8 protein-coding genes and 3 tRNA genes are annotated in these 13,429 nt (G+C 73.8%); 1 reads left to right on the top strand and 10 read right to left on the bottom strand.

The genetic code is table 11. The features are described 5' to 3' along the window. Positions 1-19: 19 nt before the first annotated feature. From ACIBCT_RS29890 to ACIBCT_RS29845, 10 genes are all read right to left on the bottom strand, one after another. The gene (locus ACIBCT_RS29890; protein WP_399194186.1) at positions 20-430 is read right to left on the bottom strand and encodes a DUF2809 domain-containing protein; all 411 of its coding nucleotides are present in this window, start codon (positions 428-430) and stop codon (positions 20-22) included. Next, positions 427-1,713, bottom strand: a complete 1,287-nt coding sequence (locus ACIBCT_RS29885; protein WP_399194184.1) for a M1 family metallopeptidase — start codon at positions 1,711-1,713, stop codon at positions 427-429. Before ACIBCT_RS29885 ends, ACIBCT_RS29890 begins: the two co-directional genes overlap by 4 nt. Positions 1,714-1,745: 32 nt before the next feature. Then, a complete protein-coding gene (locus tag ACIBCT_RS29880) occupies positions 1,746-5,765 on the bottom strand; it encodes a Pls/PosA family non-ribosomal peptide synthetase (protein WP_399194182.1) in 4,020 nt (1,339 codons plus the stop codon). Positions 5,766-5,930: 165 nt separating this feature from the next. Continuing rightward, entirely contained in the window at positions 5,931-7,316 is a 1,386-nt protein-coding gene (locus tag ACIBCT_RS29875) for an alkyl sulfatase dimerization domain-containing protein (protein WP_399194180.1), read from the bottom strand. Between the two features lie 210 nt (positions 7,317-7,526). Beyond that, a complete protein-coding gene (locus ACIBCT_RS29870; protein WP_399194178.1) occupies positions 7,527-9,128 on the bottom strand; it encodes a S1 family peptidase in 1,602 nt (533 codons plus the stop codon). Positions 9,129-9,184: 56 nt separating this feature from the next. After that, on the bottom strand, positions 9,185-10,705 hold the full coding sequence (locus ACIBCT_RS29865) for a S1 family peptidase (protein ID WP_399194176.1): 1,521 nt from the start codon (positions 10,703-10,705) through the stop codon (positions 9,185-9,187). A 362-nt stretch (positions 10,706-11,067) separates the two neighbouring features. Beyond that, a tRNA-Val gene (locus ACIBCT_RS29860) sits at positions 11,068-11,142 on the bottom strand. A gap of 16 nt (positions 11,143-11,158) precedes the next feature. After that, positions 11,159-11,229: transfer RNA gene (locus tag ACIBCT_RS29855), tRNA-Cys, on the bottom strand. A 25-nt stretch (positions 11,230-11,254) separates the two neighbouring features. Next, positions 11,255-11,326, bottom strand: a tRNA-Gly gene (locus ACIBCT_RS29850). 180 nt (positions 11,327-11,506) lie between these two features. After that, positions 11,507-12,169, bottom strand: coding sequence for an amino acid-binding protein (locus tag ACIBCT_RS29845; RefSeq protein ID WP_399194174.1), 663 nt, complete (start codon positions 12,167-12,169; stop codon positions 11,507-11,509). 91 nt (positions 12,170-12,260) lie between these two features. On the opposite strand from ACIBCT_RS29845, the gene dusB reads away from it, so the two are divergent. Then, positions 12,261-13,382: a tRNA dihydrouridine synthase DusB gene (gene dusB / locus ACIBCT_RS29840; RefSeq protein WP_399194172.1), complete on the top strand. Its 1,122-nt coding sequence runs from the start codon at positions 12,261-12,263 to the stop codon at positions 13,380-13,382. Positions 13,383-13,429: the final 47 nt, after the last annotated feature.

Raw genomic sequence — 13,429 nt, 5'->3', positions numbered from 1 at the left:
ATGACGCGCCCGGCCGTGCTCAGGACGGGACGCCCTCCCGCTCCGCCCGGTCCCGCCGTCCCCGCGCCGCCAGGGTGTGGACCGCCGCGGCCAGGGCGGCTCCGGCCGCGTAGGCCACCAGGTCGGCCGCGACGAAGGTGCTGCCCAGCACCAGCGCGGCCACGGCGCTCGTCCGCGACAGCGCGGCCGGGACGGGCGTGAGCTGGGCCAGCTCGACCGCCCAGCTGAACGCCAGCGCGCCGAGCGCGGCCCGCACCGGGGTGATCCTGGGCCGTACGAGCACGATCAGCGCGTGCACGAGCACGGTGTAGAGGGCGTCGCCCGCGTGCTCGCCGAACGGGCCGCCGGCGACCGCGCGGACGGTCAGCCCGGCGGCCACGGTCAGGCCCGCGGCGAGCGCGGCGGCCAGGCGGGTGCGCCGGGCGCTCATGGCAGGGCGGGCAGGCGCGGCTCGCGCAGCCACCCGGTGAACAGCTCGTCCAGCGGCAGCGACGTGCGGCGCGCGGCCAGCGCGGTGAACGCCTCGGTGGTGACGTTCCCGTGCCTGTGCCCGGCCGTCCACTCCCTGAGCAGTGCGAAGAAGGAGTCGTCGCCGACGGTCCGGCGCAGGGCGTGCAGGGTGAGCGCGCCGCGCCGGTAGACGCGGTCGTCGAACAGCCGCCGCGGGCCGGGATCGGCCAGCACGAAGTCCTGGGGCAGGGCCGAGAGCCTGCGGTGCCAGCGGAGCGCGTGGTCGTCGGACGACATCCCGCCGGAGTTCTCCGACCAGATCCACTCCGCGTAGGAGGCGAACCCCTCGTGCAGCCAGATGCAGCGCCAGTCGGACACGGTCAGGCTGTTGCCGAACCACTGGTGGGCCAGCTCGTGCGCGACCAGCCGCTCCTCGCCGCGCCTGCCGTCCACGTGGTTGATCCCGAAGATCGACATGCCCTGCGCCTCGACCGGGATCTCCAGCTCGTCGCCGGTCACCACCACGGTGTAGGAGCCGAACGGGTACGGGCCGAACCGCTCGGTGAAGAGCTCCATCATCAGCTGCTGCCGGGCGAAGTCGTGGAGCACCCGCGTGGCCTGCCCGGCCGGGAAGACCAGCCGCATCCCCGGCCCGAGCTCGGCCTGCCGGTAGCGGCCGATCTGCACGCTCGCCAGGTAGGAGGCCATCGGCTCGGCCTGCTCGTACACCCACGTGGTCGTCGAGGCGGCCTGCCGCCGGGAGACCAGCTCCCCGTTGGCGACCACCTGGTACGCCGAGGCGGTGGTGACCGAGATCCGGTAGGAGGCCTTGTCGTCGGGCCGGTCGTTGCACGGGAACCACGACGGCGCCCCGATGGGCTGGCTGGCCACGATGACGCCGTCGGTCAGCTGCTCCCAGCCGAGCCCGCCCCAGTGGCTGTTCACCGGCCGCGGGGCACCGGAGTAGCGCACCTCCATGGTGAACAGACCGGCCCGCAGCGAGGCCGGTGACAGGTGGAGTTTGCCCCCGCGGTGGGTGAACCGCACCGGCGCGCCGTCGACGAGCACCGCGCCCACCCGGAAGGCGCCCAGGTCCAAGGTGAGCCGGGTGAGCGGGCGCAGGGCCACCGCCGAGATCACGGCCACGCCGCCCAGACGGTTCGGGCCCACCCGGTAGTCCAGGGTCAGGTCGTAGTGCTCCACCCGGTAGCCGTCGTCACCGTGCATGGGGAAGTACAACGGGGGGATCGTGCTCAGAACCACACCGGCTACCTTCGTTCCACTGTCCTGTTGCGCTATCTCCGCCGGGTCCAGGCCGCGATCGGGTTGCCGAACCAGCGGGTTCCGGCGGGCACGGACTCGCCGCGCATCACCAGCGAGGCGGGCCCGACCGTGGTGTTCTCCCCGATCGTCGCCGCGGGCAGGATCACCCCGTGAGGTCCGAGGGTCGATCCGGCTCGCATGACGACACTATCGATGCTCATCACACGGTCGTGGAACAGGTGGGTCTGCAGCACGCATCCCCGGTTCACCGACACCCCGTCCCCCAGGTCGACCAGGTCCGCCTCGGGCAGCCAGTAGGTCTCGCACCACACGCCCCGGCCCACCCGGGCCCCCAGCGAGCGCAGCCACAGGTTCAGCGGGGCCGTCCCCAGCCAGTACCGGGCGAACCAGGGAGCGGCCAGCACCTCCACGAACGTGTCGGCCAGCTCGTTGCGCCACACGAACGAGCTCCACAGCGGCCGGTCGCCCACCGAGATCCGCCCCAGCAGCGCCCACTTGACCGCGCTGGCGAGCGCGGCGGCGACCACCCCGCCGCCCAGCACCCCGGCCCCGGACAGGACCGCCGCCACCGCGAAGCCGTACGTCCCGGCCAGCCACTCCAGCCACGCGGCGACGAGCACCGTCAGGGCCACCGCGCACATCACCGGCACGACACGGCACACCTCGACCGAGGCGCGGGCGACCCGCAGGCGCACCGGGGGCTCGTAGGTACGGCTCCGGTCGCCCCCCTCGGCCGCCCGGCGCAGCTCCACCGGCGGCATGCCCAGGTACGACGAGCCCGCCCTGGCCTTCTTGGGCGCCGCGGACAGCACCGCGACCAGCCCGTCCTTGGGCACCTTGCGCCCGGGGGCGGTCATCCCCGAGTTGCCGAGGAAGGCGCGCTTGCCGATCCGCACGTGGTCGACGCGGAGCCTGCCGCCCTCCAGCTCGTACGGGGCCACCATGGTGTCGTCGGCGAGGAAGGCGCCGTCGCCGACGGAGGTCATCGACGGCAGCGCCAGCACCGTCGACAGCTCCACGTCCCGGCCGACCTTCATGCCCAGGGCGCGCAGCCAGGCGGGGGTGACCGTGCTGGCGTACAGCGGGAACAGCCAGACCCGCGCCATCGACATCAGCAGGCCGGTCGCCCACGCCTGCCAGGCCGGGCGGCTGTGCACCGGATGCTGCCCGGCGTGCAGCCCGATCGAGAGCAGCCGTACCGAGACCACGATCAGCAGGGCCAGGGTGGCCATCGAGACCACCGTGGCCACCGGCACCGCGTACAGGACGGAGGCGAGCGAGGGGGCGCCGTCGCGCAGCAGCACGGCCAGGCCCGGCACCGCGGCGATCACCGGGAACAGGGAGAGCACCGCCGCGGACAGCCCGTAGACGGCCGCCCAGAGCCGCGAGCGCGGCGGTCGCCCGGCCGCCGGCGGGCGGGCCTTGCCGACCCGTCCGGCGGGCACGCCCGCCCAGCGCTCCCCGGCCGGTACCGATCGCGCGACCGCCGAACCCGGCGCGACCTGCGCGTTCTTGCCGACCTTCGCGCCGGGGAACAGGGTGGCGCGGGCGCCGACCGTGGCCGAGGCGCCGATCTTGATCTCGCCGATGTGCACCCGGTCGCCGTCGATCCAGTAACCGCTCAGGTCGGCCTCGGGTTCCACCGCCGCGCCCCTGCCCAGCTTGAGCATGCCGGTGACCGGGGGCATCGTGTGCAGGTCCGCGTCCTCGCCGATCTGGGCACCGAGCGCCCGCGCGTAGTGGGTGAGCCAGGGGGCGCAGGCCACCTCGCCCACGCCCAGCCGCTCGGAGAGCCGTTCGGCGAACCAGAGCCGCAGGTGCACGCCGCCGCCCCGGGGATGGGTGCCCGGCTCCAGGCCGCGCAGCAGCAGCCGGGCGCCGCCCGCGGCCAGCGCGATCCGCCCGGCCGGGCTGACGAACAGCAGCGCTCCCGCGAGCACCCACCACCAGGAGACGGCGGGTGCCCAGGGAAGGCCCACCACGTTGTTCAGCGCGGCCAGCGCCACCACCCAGCGCAGCGCGCCCACCGTCAGCAGCGGCACGGTGAGCACCGCCTGCAGGACCGCGGCGCGGCGCGGCACCGGTGCGACCGTCCGGCCGGTGGTCACGATCTCCGGCGCGTCCAGCGCCGACAGGTGGGCGTCCAGCGACGGGAGCGTCGGGTTGTCGTAGACGTCGCCGACGGTGACCGCGGGGTAGCGCTCCCGCAGCGCCGCGACCAGCCGGGCCGCGGCCAGGCTGGTGCCGCCCTCGGCGAAGAAGTCGCCCTCGGCGCCGCCGAGGACGTCCGTCCAGCGGCCGGCCACCCACGCGTCGACGCCCGGCAGCGCGGCGGCCACGGAGCCCCCGGAGCCGTCGGCCCCGCCGAGATCCCCGGGCGGCGGCCAGGGCAGGGCGTCCCTGTCGATCTTCCCGGAGGTACGGGTCGGCAGGTCGTCCACGACGACGATCCTGGGGACCAGCGCGGCGGGCAGGGTCCGCCGGAGGTGTTCCGCGGCCTCCGTCCGGTCGAAGGCCCGGCCGGGGGAACGGCCGGGGGCACGGTCGGGGGCACGGTCGGACGCCCGGTCGGAGGCCGGGTCGGACGCCAGGCCGGGTCCCTCGGCGGGAACGACGTAGCCGACGAGCACCTGGTGCCCACCGGCGGTGGTCTTGACCGCCGCCGCGGCCCCCGCGGCCCCGGGCAGCGCCCGCAGGGCCGCGTCGACCTCGCCCAGCTCGATCCTGCGCCCGCCGAGCTTGATCTGCTCGTCCGCCCGCCCGACGAAGACCAGCCCTTCCGGCTCGGCCCGTACGAGATCTCCGCTGCGGTAGGCGCGCTCCCAGCCGAGCGCGTCCAGCGGGGCGTACTTCTCGGCGTCCTTGACCGGGTCGAGGTACCTGGCGAGCCCGACCCCGCCGATGACCAGCTCACCGGTCCCGCCCATGGCCACCGGCTCGCCGTCCCCGCCGACCACGGCCAGGTCCCAGCCCGCGAGCGGCAGCCCGATCCGCACCGGGCCCTCCCCGGTCAGGGGGGCCGCGCAGGCCACCACCGTGGCCTCGGTCGGGCCGTAGGTGTTCCACACCTCGCGTCCGGGCACGGCCAGCCGCTCGGCCAGCTCCGGCGGGCACGCCTCACCGCCGAAGATCAGCAGTCGTACGTCGTCGAGCGTCTCGACCGGCCAGAGCGCCGCCAGGGTCGGCACCGTCGACACGACCGTGATGCCCATCTCCATCAGCCACGGCCCCAGGTCCATGCCGGTGCGCACCAGCGCCCGGGGGGCCGCCACCAGGCAGCCGCCGTGCCGCCAGGCCAGCCACATCTCCTCGCAGGAGGCGTCGAACGCCACCGAGAGCCCGGCCAGCACCCGGTCACCGGGGCCGATGGGCTCCGGGAGGAGGAACAGCTCCGCCTCGGCGTCCACGAACGCCGCCGCGTTGCGGTGGGTCACCGCCACGCCCTTGGGCCGGCCGGTGGACCCGGAGGTGAAGATGATCCACGCGTCGTCCTCGGGGGTGGGGCGCTCGTCGCGGTGGTCCTCGGGGGCGGGGTACGCCGGGGACGGGACAGGGGCGTCCGCGGGGGTGGGCCGCTCGCCGGGGGCGTCCGTCCCGGAGGGGGAGGGGGCCGGTGCGGGGTGGGGCAGGATCCTGCCGCCCTCGCCGATGACCGCGCGGACCCGCGCCTCGCCGAAGACCAGTTCGGCCCGCTCGTCGGGGTCGTCGGCGTCGACCGGCACGTAGGCCGCTCCCGCGGTGAGCACCGCGACGATGGCGACGTACAGGCCGACGGTGCCCGAGGGGATCCGCACCCCGACCCGGTCGCCGCGCCCGATCCCGGCGTCCCGCAGCCGCTGGGCCATCCGCCCGGCCTCGGCCCGCAGGCCGGTGTAGTCCAGGCGGGTCCGCCCGTCGTCGAGGGCGGTCGCGTGGGGGTGACGCCGGGTCGTCTCGTCGAGGACGTCCAGCAACGTCCTGGCCCGTGGCGCGTCAGCCCCCCGGAAGAGCGCTCGCGGTGGCGCGGCGATGTCGGCCGGTGACGAACCCACGGTCTTCCCCCAGGTGGCTACGGCCCCCGATGGGCCCGGAACAGCCTACGTGTCCGGGAGGACGGCATCGCCGACGCATCGGTGTACAAAGAGTGAACGCCTCCTTTCCACTCATTGTCTCCCCTGGTCGGAGTAGAGGGGGCAACGCCGCCTTTTCCGGTATTTTCAGGAAGAAAGCGCGGGACCGGGCCGATCCGGGGCGTCACCCCCGGCCGGGGCCTGTCCCGGGCTCGTCGTTTCTTCCACACCGGGGGCCTCTCCGGGAAACGCGGCGCCTCCCGCGCCCGGGGCGTCGCCCCCGGCCCGGCCGCCTTCGGTGATCTTCCGGGATTCCTCGGCCGCCGAGGTGAACACCCCCCTGGCCATCAGCGACGCCTCGGACCTCGCCCTGGCGGCGAACACCTCGGCCCGGATCCCGTGCAGCGCCGTGTCGTCCGGCGCGGCCTGTACGGCCATCTCCGCCAGGTGCCCCGCCAGCCGCTCCCGCCCCGAGGCCAGCGCCCGCAGCGCCGCGTCGCCCAGCCGCCCGGCGCCCCCCGACAGCTCCGCCACGGCCGCGGCCAGCTCGGCGTCGGGCGCGGGCTTCAGGCGGGCGGGGTTGCCGTCGTACCAGCCGCCGTACAGCCGCCAGATGTTGCGCACCACGAACTCCGGCTCGTCGTAGTGCGGGCGCAGGTAGGGCCGCCCGGCCAGGTGCGCGGGCGGCCGTACGGCACGCACGATGTCGTCGAGCCGGGCGCCCTCGTTGAGCATGCCCAGGGTGCGCTCGACCATGAACTCCAGCCACTCGGCCGTCTCGGTCAGCGCCTGCTCGACGCGGTCGGCACCGAAGATCGGGGCACCGTGGCTGGGCAGCATGATCTCCGGCCGCAGCGTGACCATCCTGCGCAGGGCGACCGCCCACTCGCGCGGGTAGCGCTGCGCCTTCTGCGGGTTCCCGCAGTTGGGGGTGACCCAGATGAACAGGTCGCCCGGGAGCAGGATGCGCCGGGAGGGGATCCAGCCGACGCTCGCGTCGTCGGTCTCGCCCTTGGCGTGGAAGAGCTCGATGTGGTCGAGGGACATCTCCTCGCGGTAGGTGACGTCGGGGTGGCGGAACTCGGTGGGCCAGGTCAGGTCGGGCAGCTGGAACTGTCGCCGGTTGATCACGGCGTTGTAGCCGCCGGTCAGCGCGTACCGCTCGAACCGGGCGGCGATCGCCTCGTGCCCGATCACCGCGGGCCTGGGCCACCCCTGCTCGTCGGCCTCCGCGTCGAACGGGCCGACGCCCGAGACGTGGTCGATGTGCCCGTGGGAGTAGATCGCGGCGGTCACCGGCTCGGCGGTCCAGGCCCGCAGGTCGGCGTGGAGCCCCTCCTTGCCGAAGGGGCTGCCGGTGTCGAACAGGGTCACCTCCCCGTCCTGGCGCAGCGCGATCGTGTTGCCGAAGCCGTTGCGGAATCCGACGCCGTCGGCGACCTCCGCGAAGCCCTGCCCGGCCGGACCGGCCTGCACGATGCTGTCGGGGACCTCGCCCCGCCACACGGTGTCGGCGTACTCGGTGATGTCCATGGTGCACCGGCCTCTCCCCGGCCGCTTCCGCGGCGCTGAAGCCGATGACGCGGCCGTTCTCGGAACCCCGACGACCAGGGCATCGTAATCGATCTCCGTACGTCCCGGGAACAGCGGGACGGAAAGGCCGCCGGCGCCCTCCCGGAGGGCGCCGACGGCCGGACGCCGTCCCGCACGGCCACCGCGAGGGACGTCCCGGCCGTGCGAAGGTCACGGAGCCCGGAATCCCAGGGTGTAGGCGCCGGAGCCGGCCGTGGCGGTCACCCGGTAGCGGTAGTACCCGGCCGTGCCGGTGTGGGTGATCCTCTCGTCGGGGGCCGGGCCGTCGGCGGTGGCGACGGTCGACCAGGAGGCGCCGTTCCACTTCTGCAGGTACAGGTCGAAGTCGCCGCCCTCCGGGCCTTTCAGGCAGGCGGAGCGGGTCCCCGCGACGCTGCGCCGGTAGCGGGGCCCCCTCGGCAGGTATGCCGACCGGCCGGTCGCCAGGGTGCCGGTGGAGGTGTTCGGGAAACCGGCGCAGGTGTCCGGGGCAAGCGGCGGAACGGGGGCGATGGTCACCAGCGCCAGGCCGTAGGTCGTCAGGATCTCGCCGACCGGCTGGAAGTAGGTGACGCCGCCGACGCCGCCGACGCCGCAGCCGCCGGAGCCTCCGGAGGTGACGCCCTGGGCCTGGTCGACGGCGATGAACGCACCGCCCGAGTCGCCCGGTTCGGCGCAGGCGTCGGTACGGGTCAGGCCGAAGACGGCGCCCTGGGGGTAGGTGACGCTGGCGTCGCGCTGCCGGACGACACCGCAGTGGAAGTCGCTGGTGGAACCCGACCGGCAGACCGAGGCACCCTCGATGGCGACCCGCGCGCCGGCGACGGGCACGACGCCGCCGCCGCCGTCGTCCACCGCCGGGGTGGGCGTCCAGTTCTCGTTCACGGTGATCCAGGCGTAGTCGTCGATCGGGAAACTCGACCCCTGGAACACGCCCTGGGGTGCCCGGTTGAAGCCGTTGGTGAGACTGCCCTGCTCGCCGCAGTGACCGGCGCTGACGAAACCGCGCTCGGCCGGGTCGGTGGCGTCGATCGCGGCGAAGCCCACGGAGCAGCGGCTCGTGACGCCGATGTAGTAGGGATCCCCTCCCTTGAGGTCGTACAGGGGACGGGGGCGTTCCGAGGAGGCGACCACCACCACCTTCTCCGTGTCCATGCCCGCGGCCTTGGCGAGGTTCACGGTCGCGGTGGGCGTCGCGGACAGGACGACGATCCTGTTGCCCCTCACGTCGACGTAGCGCACGCTGCCCCCGTGCCCGTGGGACGCCATGGCCGCGTCGAGCCTCCTCTTCAGCATCGTGAGCTCGTACAGCGACGCGCCGACGACCTCGGCCCGGGCGCCCGCGGCGACGACGGCCGGGATGTCGGCGGCGCTGGTGGTGGCGACGACCAGGGCGCCGGCCGTCTTCCCGGTGAACCAGGAGCCGCCGAAGCGGGCACCCAGCCTTCTGCGCAGTTTCACCTCGACCGGTGCCAGCCGGGTCTCGTTGAGCAGCCGGGCCTGGACCTGTTCCCGGGTGAGACCGAGGTCGCGCTGGAGCGCCCGCAGCATGCCCTCCGACGGTGCCCCGGTGACCGGAGGGCCGACCGGGCCGGCCGGGCCAGCCGGGCCGGCCGGGATCCGTGCCGTCACGGCCTGCGCCGCAGCGGCCTGTGCCGCCGGAGGGCGGGCCGCGACCGGGACGGCCGCGGGGGCGAGCACGGTGGCCGCCAGGAGACATCCCGTGACGATGACGTGCCGGTGGGACATGGAGGGCCTCCCGAGGGTGCTCATGACGTGTTCCGTGAGACGGTGTGCCTCCCGCGGACCGGAGGCGGGGACGGGAGAGGTCATGGCGCCCGGAATCCCAGGGTGTAGGTGCCGGAGCCGGCCGTGGCGGTCACCCGGTAGCGGTAGTGGCCGGCCGTGCCGGTGTAGGTGAGCCGCGCGTCCGGGCTCGCGCCCTCGGAGGCGGCGACGGCCGACCAGACGGTGCCGTTCTGTTTCTCCAGGTACAGGTCGAAGTCACTGCCGTCGGGGCCGTTCAGGCAACCGGAGTGGACCCCCGTGGCGGTGGTGCGGTAGTAGACGTTCCTCGGCTCGTAGGCCGACCGTCCCGCGGCCAGCGTGCCCCTGAGGGTGCCGGGATGACCGGCGCAGATGCCCGCGTCCCGTGGCGCGTCGCCCGCTCCGGTCTTCAGGACGAGACCGTAGGCGGTGAGGATCTCGCCGATCGGCTGGAAGTAGGTGACACCGCCCAGGGCGCAGTCTCCCGAACCGCCGGAGGCGATGCCCTGGGCCTGGTCGAGGGAGACGAGGGAGCCTCCCGAGTCGCCGGGTTCGGCGCAGACGGTGGTGCGGGTCAGCCCGAAGACGGTGCCCTGGGGGTAGGTGACGCTGGCGTCGCGCTGCTGGATGAGGCCGCAGTGGAAGTCGGTGGTGGAGCCGGACCGGCAGATCGAGGCGCCCTCGACGGCGGCCATGGCGCCGGTGACGACCATGGTGCTTCCCTCGCCGTTGTTCACCGTCGGCGTGGCCCTCCACCTGTCGTTGACCGCCACCCAGGAGTGGTCACTGCCGGGGAAGACCGATCCCTCGAAGACGCCCTGCTCGACGCGGTTGAAACCGGTCGTGGTGCTGCCCTTCCTGCCGCAGTGACCGGCACTGACGAAACCCTCCCGGGTTCCCCTGAGGACGGAGAAGCCGATCGAGCAGCGGCTGGTGACGCCGGTGTAGTAGGCGGTGCCGCCCACCAGGTCGTACAGCGGCCGGGGGACCTCGGTGGAGGGCAGCACGACCACCGAGGAGCGGTCCACGTCGGCCTTCGCGATGAAGGTCTGCGCCAGGCCGGGCTCGGGAGTCAGGACGACCACCTTGTTGGTCTTGATGTCGATGTAGCGCACGCTCGACACGAAGGGGTGCGGGGGCAGCGCGGCGTCGAGCCTCTGCTTGATCCTCGTGAGCTCGGCCAGCGAGGTGGAGACGACCTCCGCCTGGGCGCCGGCCTCGACGATCTGGGGGATGTCGGAGGCCGACGTGGTGGCGACCATCAGCGTGTGCGCGGTCTTCGGCCGGAGCCAGGCGCCGCCGAAGCGGGGACCGAGGCTTCTGCTCAGCCGCGCCGCGATCGGCATCAGGCGCGCCTCGTTGAGCAGGCGGGTCCTGGCCTGCGCCGGGGACAGGGCCAGGTCGCGCACGATGGCCTCCACCATGCCCGGCGGTGGTCTGAAGGCCGCGGCCACCGGGGGTGCCGGGGTTTCCGCCTCCGTCCGCGCGTTCCTGCGGGGATCGGCGCCGGCCGGAACGGCGGCCAGCGTCAGCGCGGTGGCCAGCAGGGCGCATCCGGTGGTGACGGCATGTCCGCGAGACATGAATCTTCTCTCCTCGGCCTCGGCTTTCACGGCGTGAGGGGAGGTCGCTCCGCGTCACCGGTGGACGACGGAGCACAGCCACCTTAGATCAGCCGGCGCCGTTCACCGGCGCACAGGCCGTACGCCACGCGGGCCGAATCGTCCGGCGTGCGCCGATGCCTTCACCGGACCGTCCACCACGCGGAGCCGGATCGAGAACGGCGATCCTGGGGGCGGCCGACACTCGTCCTGACATGATCCCGTACGGGGTCAGGGGCAGCGCGACGTCGGGAGCGGGACGGCGCCGGTCGCCCGGAGGCGAAAAGAGAAGGCCGCCAGGCCCTGGGATGGGGCCGTGGCGGCCGTCGAGGTGCTACGGGTGGTGGTGGACGATACAGGGATTGAACCTGTGACCTCTTCCGTGTCAGGGAAGCGCTCTCCCGCTGAGCTAATCGTCCGCATGGGAAAGACCAGAGGTGGAGACGGGATTTGAACCCGTGTAGACGGCTTTGCAGGCCGTTGCCTCGCCTCTCGGCCACTCCACCGGAGTGAGAACCCTAGGACCCTTCGAGCGGAAGACGGGATTCGAACCCGCGACCCTCACCTTGGCAAGGTGATGCTCTACCACTGAGCCACTTCCGCGTGCTTTCCTCCGGGTTTCGTACCCGGTGGCGACGAGAGAACTCTAGCGGGTTTTCCCGGCGGTTGCGTAACCGTCCGTTCAACCGGCCGACGCCGTCCACCGGCCCGACCGAGCGTCCGGACCGGCCGACACGGTCGGCGCGACCGTCGTGATCGGCGCGGTCGGCGCGGTCGGCCGGTTCACTCGGCCGGCTCCGGCGGGCGGCGCAGCTGGCGGGCGACGCCCCGCTCCACCGCGGGCAGGGTGAGGAAGATCTCCAGGATGCGGGTGAGGCGGTGCACCTCCATGCGGTGGAAGGCCGGGCCGTCGGCGCGGGCCAGCAGGAGGGTCAGCGCCAGCGGCGGCAGCGGGGCGGCGATCACGTGCAGCCCCGGGTCGAGGGTCAGGGCGGTCGGGCGGGCCGGGGTGTCGTCGGGGAAGGGCACCTGCTCGGGGGCGCGCCAGCTGGAGTGCACGATCGCGCGGGGGATGCGCTCGGTGCCGGCCGCGGCCCAGTCGGCGCTGAACAGCACGGGCATGGAGTCCAGCAGGGTGGCCAGGGCCCGGTCGCCCGCCGTGGTGATGTACTTGAGGATCTCCAGCTCGGGGTAGGTGCCCGGCGCCTCGCGGGTGCCCCACACGCCCTCGATCGTCACCCCGGGCACGCTCTCCAGCCCGTCGATCAGGGTCTGCCGGGGCGCGGAGTCGGGCCAGTAGACGGTGATGTCGTCCAGCGCCCGGCCCTCGCCGCGGTCCAGGACGACCACCTGGGTGATGTCCGCGCCCGCGACGCCGAGGACCCGGGTGACCTTCCCCAGGGAGCCCGGCTGGTCGGGCAGCGCGATCCGCAGTCGCAGGAGCATCCGGGGCCTCCCATGCCACGTCTGACTGAGCCAGGGACACCATATCCAGCGGGGATTCGTCCCGCTCGTCGCGGTGCGGTAGAAAAGCCAGGTGGAGTCCTTGAAGCTGGGATCGCTGGAGGTGTGGCCGCCGGTCGTTCTCGCGCCCATGGCCGGGATCACCAACACCGCGTTCCGCGGGCTCTGCCGCGAGCAGGGCGGCGGGCTCTTCGTCTGCGAGATGATCACGACGCGGGCGCTGGTGGAACGCAACGCCAAGACCTTCAAGATGATCAGGTTCGAGCCGGACGAGAGCCCCCGCAGCCTCCAGCTCTACGGGGTGGACCCGGTGACCGTGGGCAGGGCCGTCCGCATGATCGCCGAGGAGGACCTGGCCGACCACGTCGACCTCAACTTCGGCTGCCCGGTGCCCAAGGTCACCCGCAAGGGCGGCGGCTCCGCCCTGCCGTACAAGCGGAACCTGTTCCGGGCGATCCTGCGCGAGGCCGTGCGCAACGCCGGGACGCTGCCGGTGACCGTGAAGATGCGCAAGGGCATCGACGACGACCACCTGACCTACCTGGACGCCGGGCGGATCGCGGTGCAGGAGGGCGTCTCGGCGATCGCGCTGCACGGCAGGACCGCGATCCAGCACTACGGCGGGACGGCCGACTGGGAGGCGATCGCGCGCCTGAAGGAGAGCGTGACGGAGATCCCGGTGCTCGGCAACGGCGACATCTGGAGCGCCGCGGACGCGCGCCGCATGATGGACGAGACCGGCTGCGACGGCGTCGTGGTGGGCCGGGGCTGCCTGGGCCGCCCCTGGCTGTTCGCGGACCTGGCCGCCATGTGCGAGGGGGGCGAGAGCACCCGCCGCCCCCGGCTGGGCGAGGTCGCCGCGACCATGGACCGGCACGCCACGCTGCTGGCCGAGTGCTTCGAGAGCGAGCCGCACGCCGTGGCCGACTTCCGCAAGCACGTCGGCTGGTACCTCAAGGGCTTCACCGTGGGCTCCGACCTCCGGCGCCGGCTGGCCACCTCCGAGACCCTGGCCGGCCTGCGCGAGGGCCTGGCCGAGCTGGAGGCCGACCAGCCCTGGCCCGAGGGCGCCGACCTGCCGCGCGGCAAGACCAACCCGCGCGACCGCGTCCAGCTCCCGGCCGGCTGGCTCGACGACCCCTACGACATGGCGGTCCCCTCCGCCGACGCCGAGAACGACACCTCGGGCGGCTGACCGGCCCGGCCGTCCCGCCCGGCCGTGATCCGGCCACCGCGCGCTCG

The organism is Streptosporangium sp. NPDC050855 (assembly GCF_044456585.1).
Taxonomy (GTDB): Bacteria; Actinomycetota; Actinomycetes; order Streptosporangiales; family Streptosporangiaceae; genus Streptosporangium; species Streptosporangium longisporum.
The sequence above is the reverse complement of the archived record's forward strand: the minus strand, read 5'-3'. Positions and strand labels throughout refer to the sequence as shown.

Coding starts and splice junctions, on each gene's coding strand:
- ACIBCT_RS29865 (WP_399194176.1), bottom strand. CDS start 10,705: ATGTCTCGCGGACATGCCGTCACCACCGGATGCGCCCTGCTGGCCACC.
- ACIBCT_RS29870 (WP_399194178.1), bottom strand. CDS start 9,128: ATGAGCACCCTCGGGAGGCCCTCCATGTCCCACCGGCACGTCATCGTC.
- ACIBCT_RS29890 (WP_399194186.1), bottom strand. CDS start 430: ATGAGCGCCCGGCGCACCCGCCTGGCCGCCGCGCTCGCCGCGGGCCTG.
- ACIBCT_RS29845 (WP_399194174.1), bottom strand. CDS start 12,169: ATGCTCCTGCGACTGCGGATCGCGCTGCCCGACCAGCCGGGCTCCCTG.
- ACIBCT_RS29875 (WP_399194180.1), bottom strand. CDS start 7,316: ATGGACATCACCGAGTACGCCGACACCGTGTGGCGGGGCGAGGTCCCC.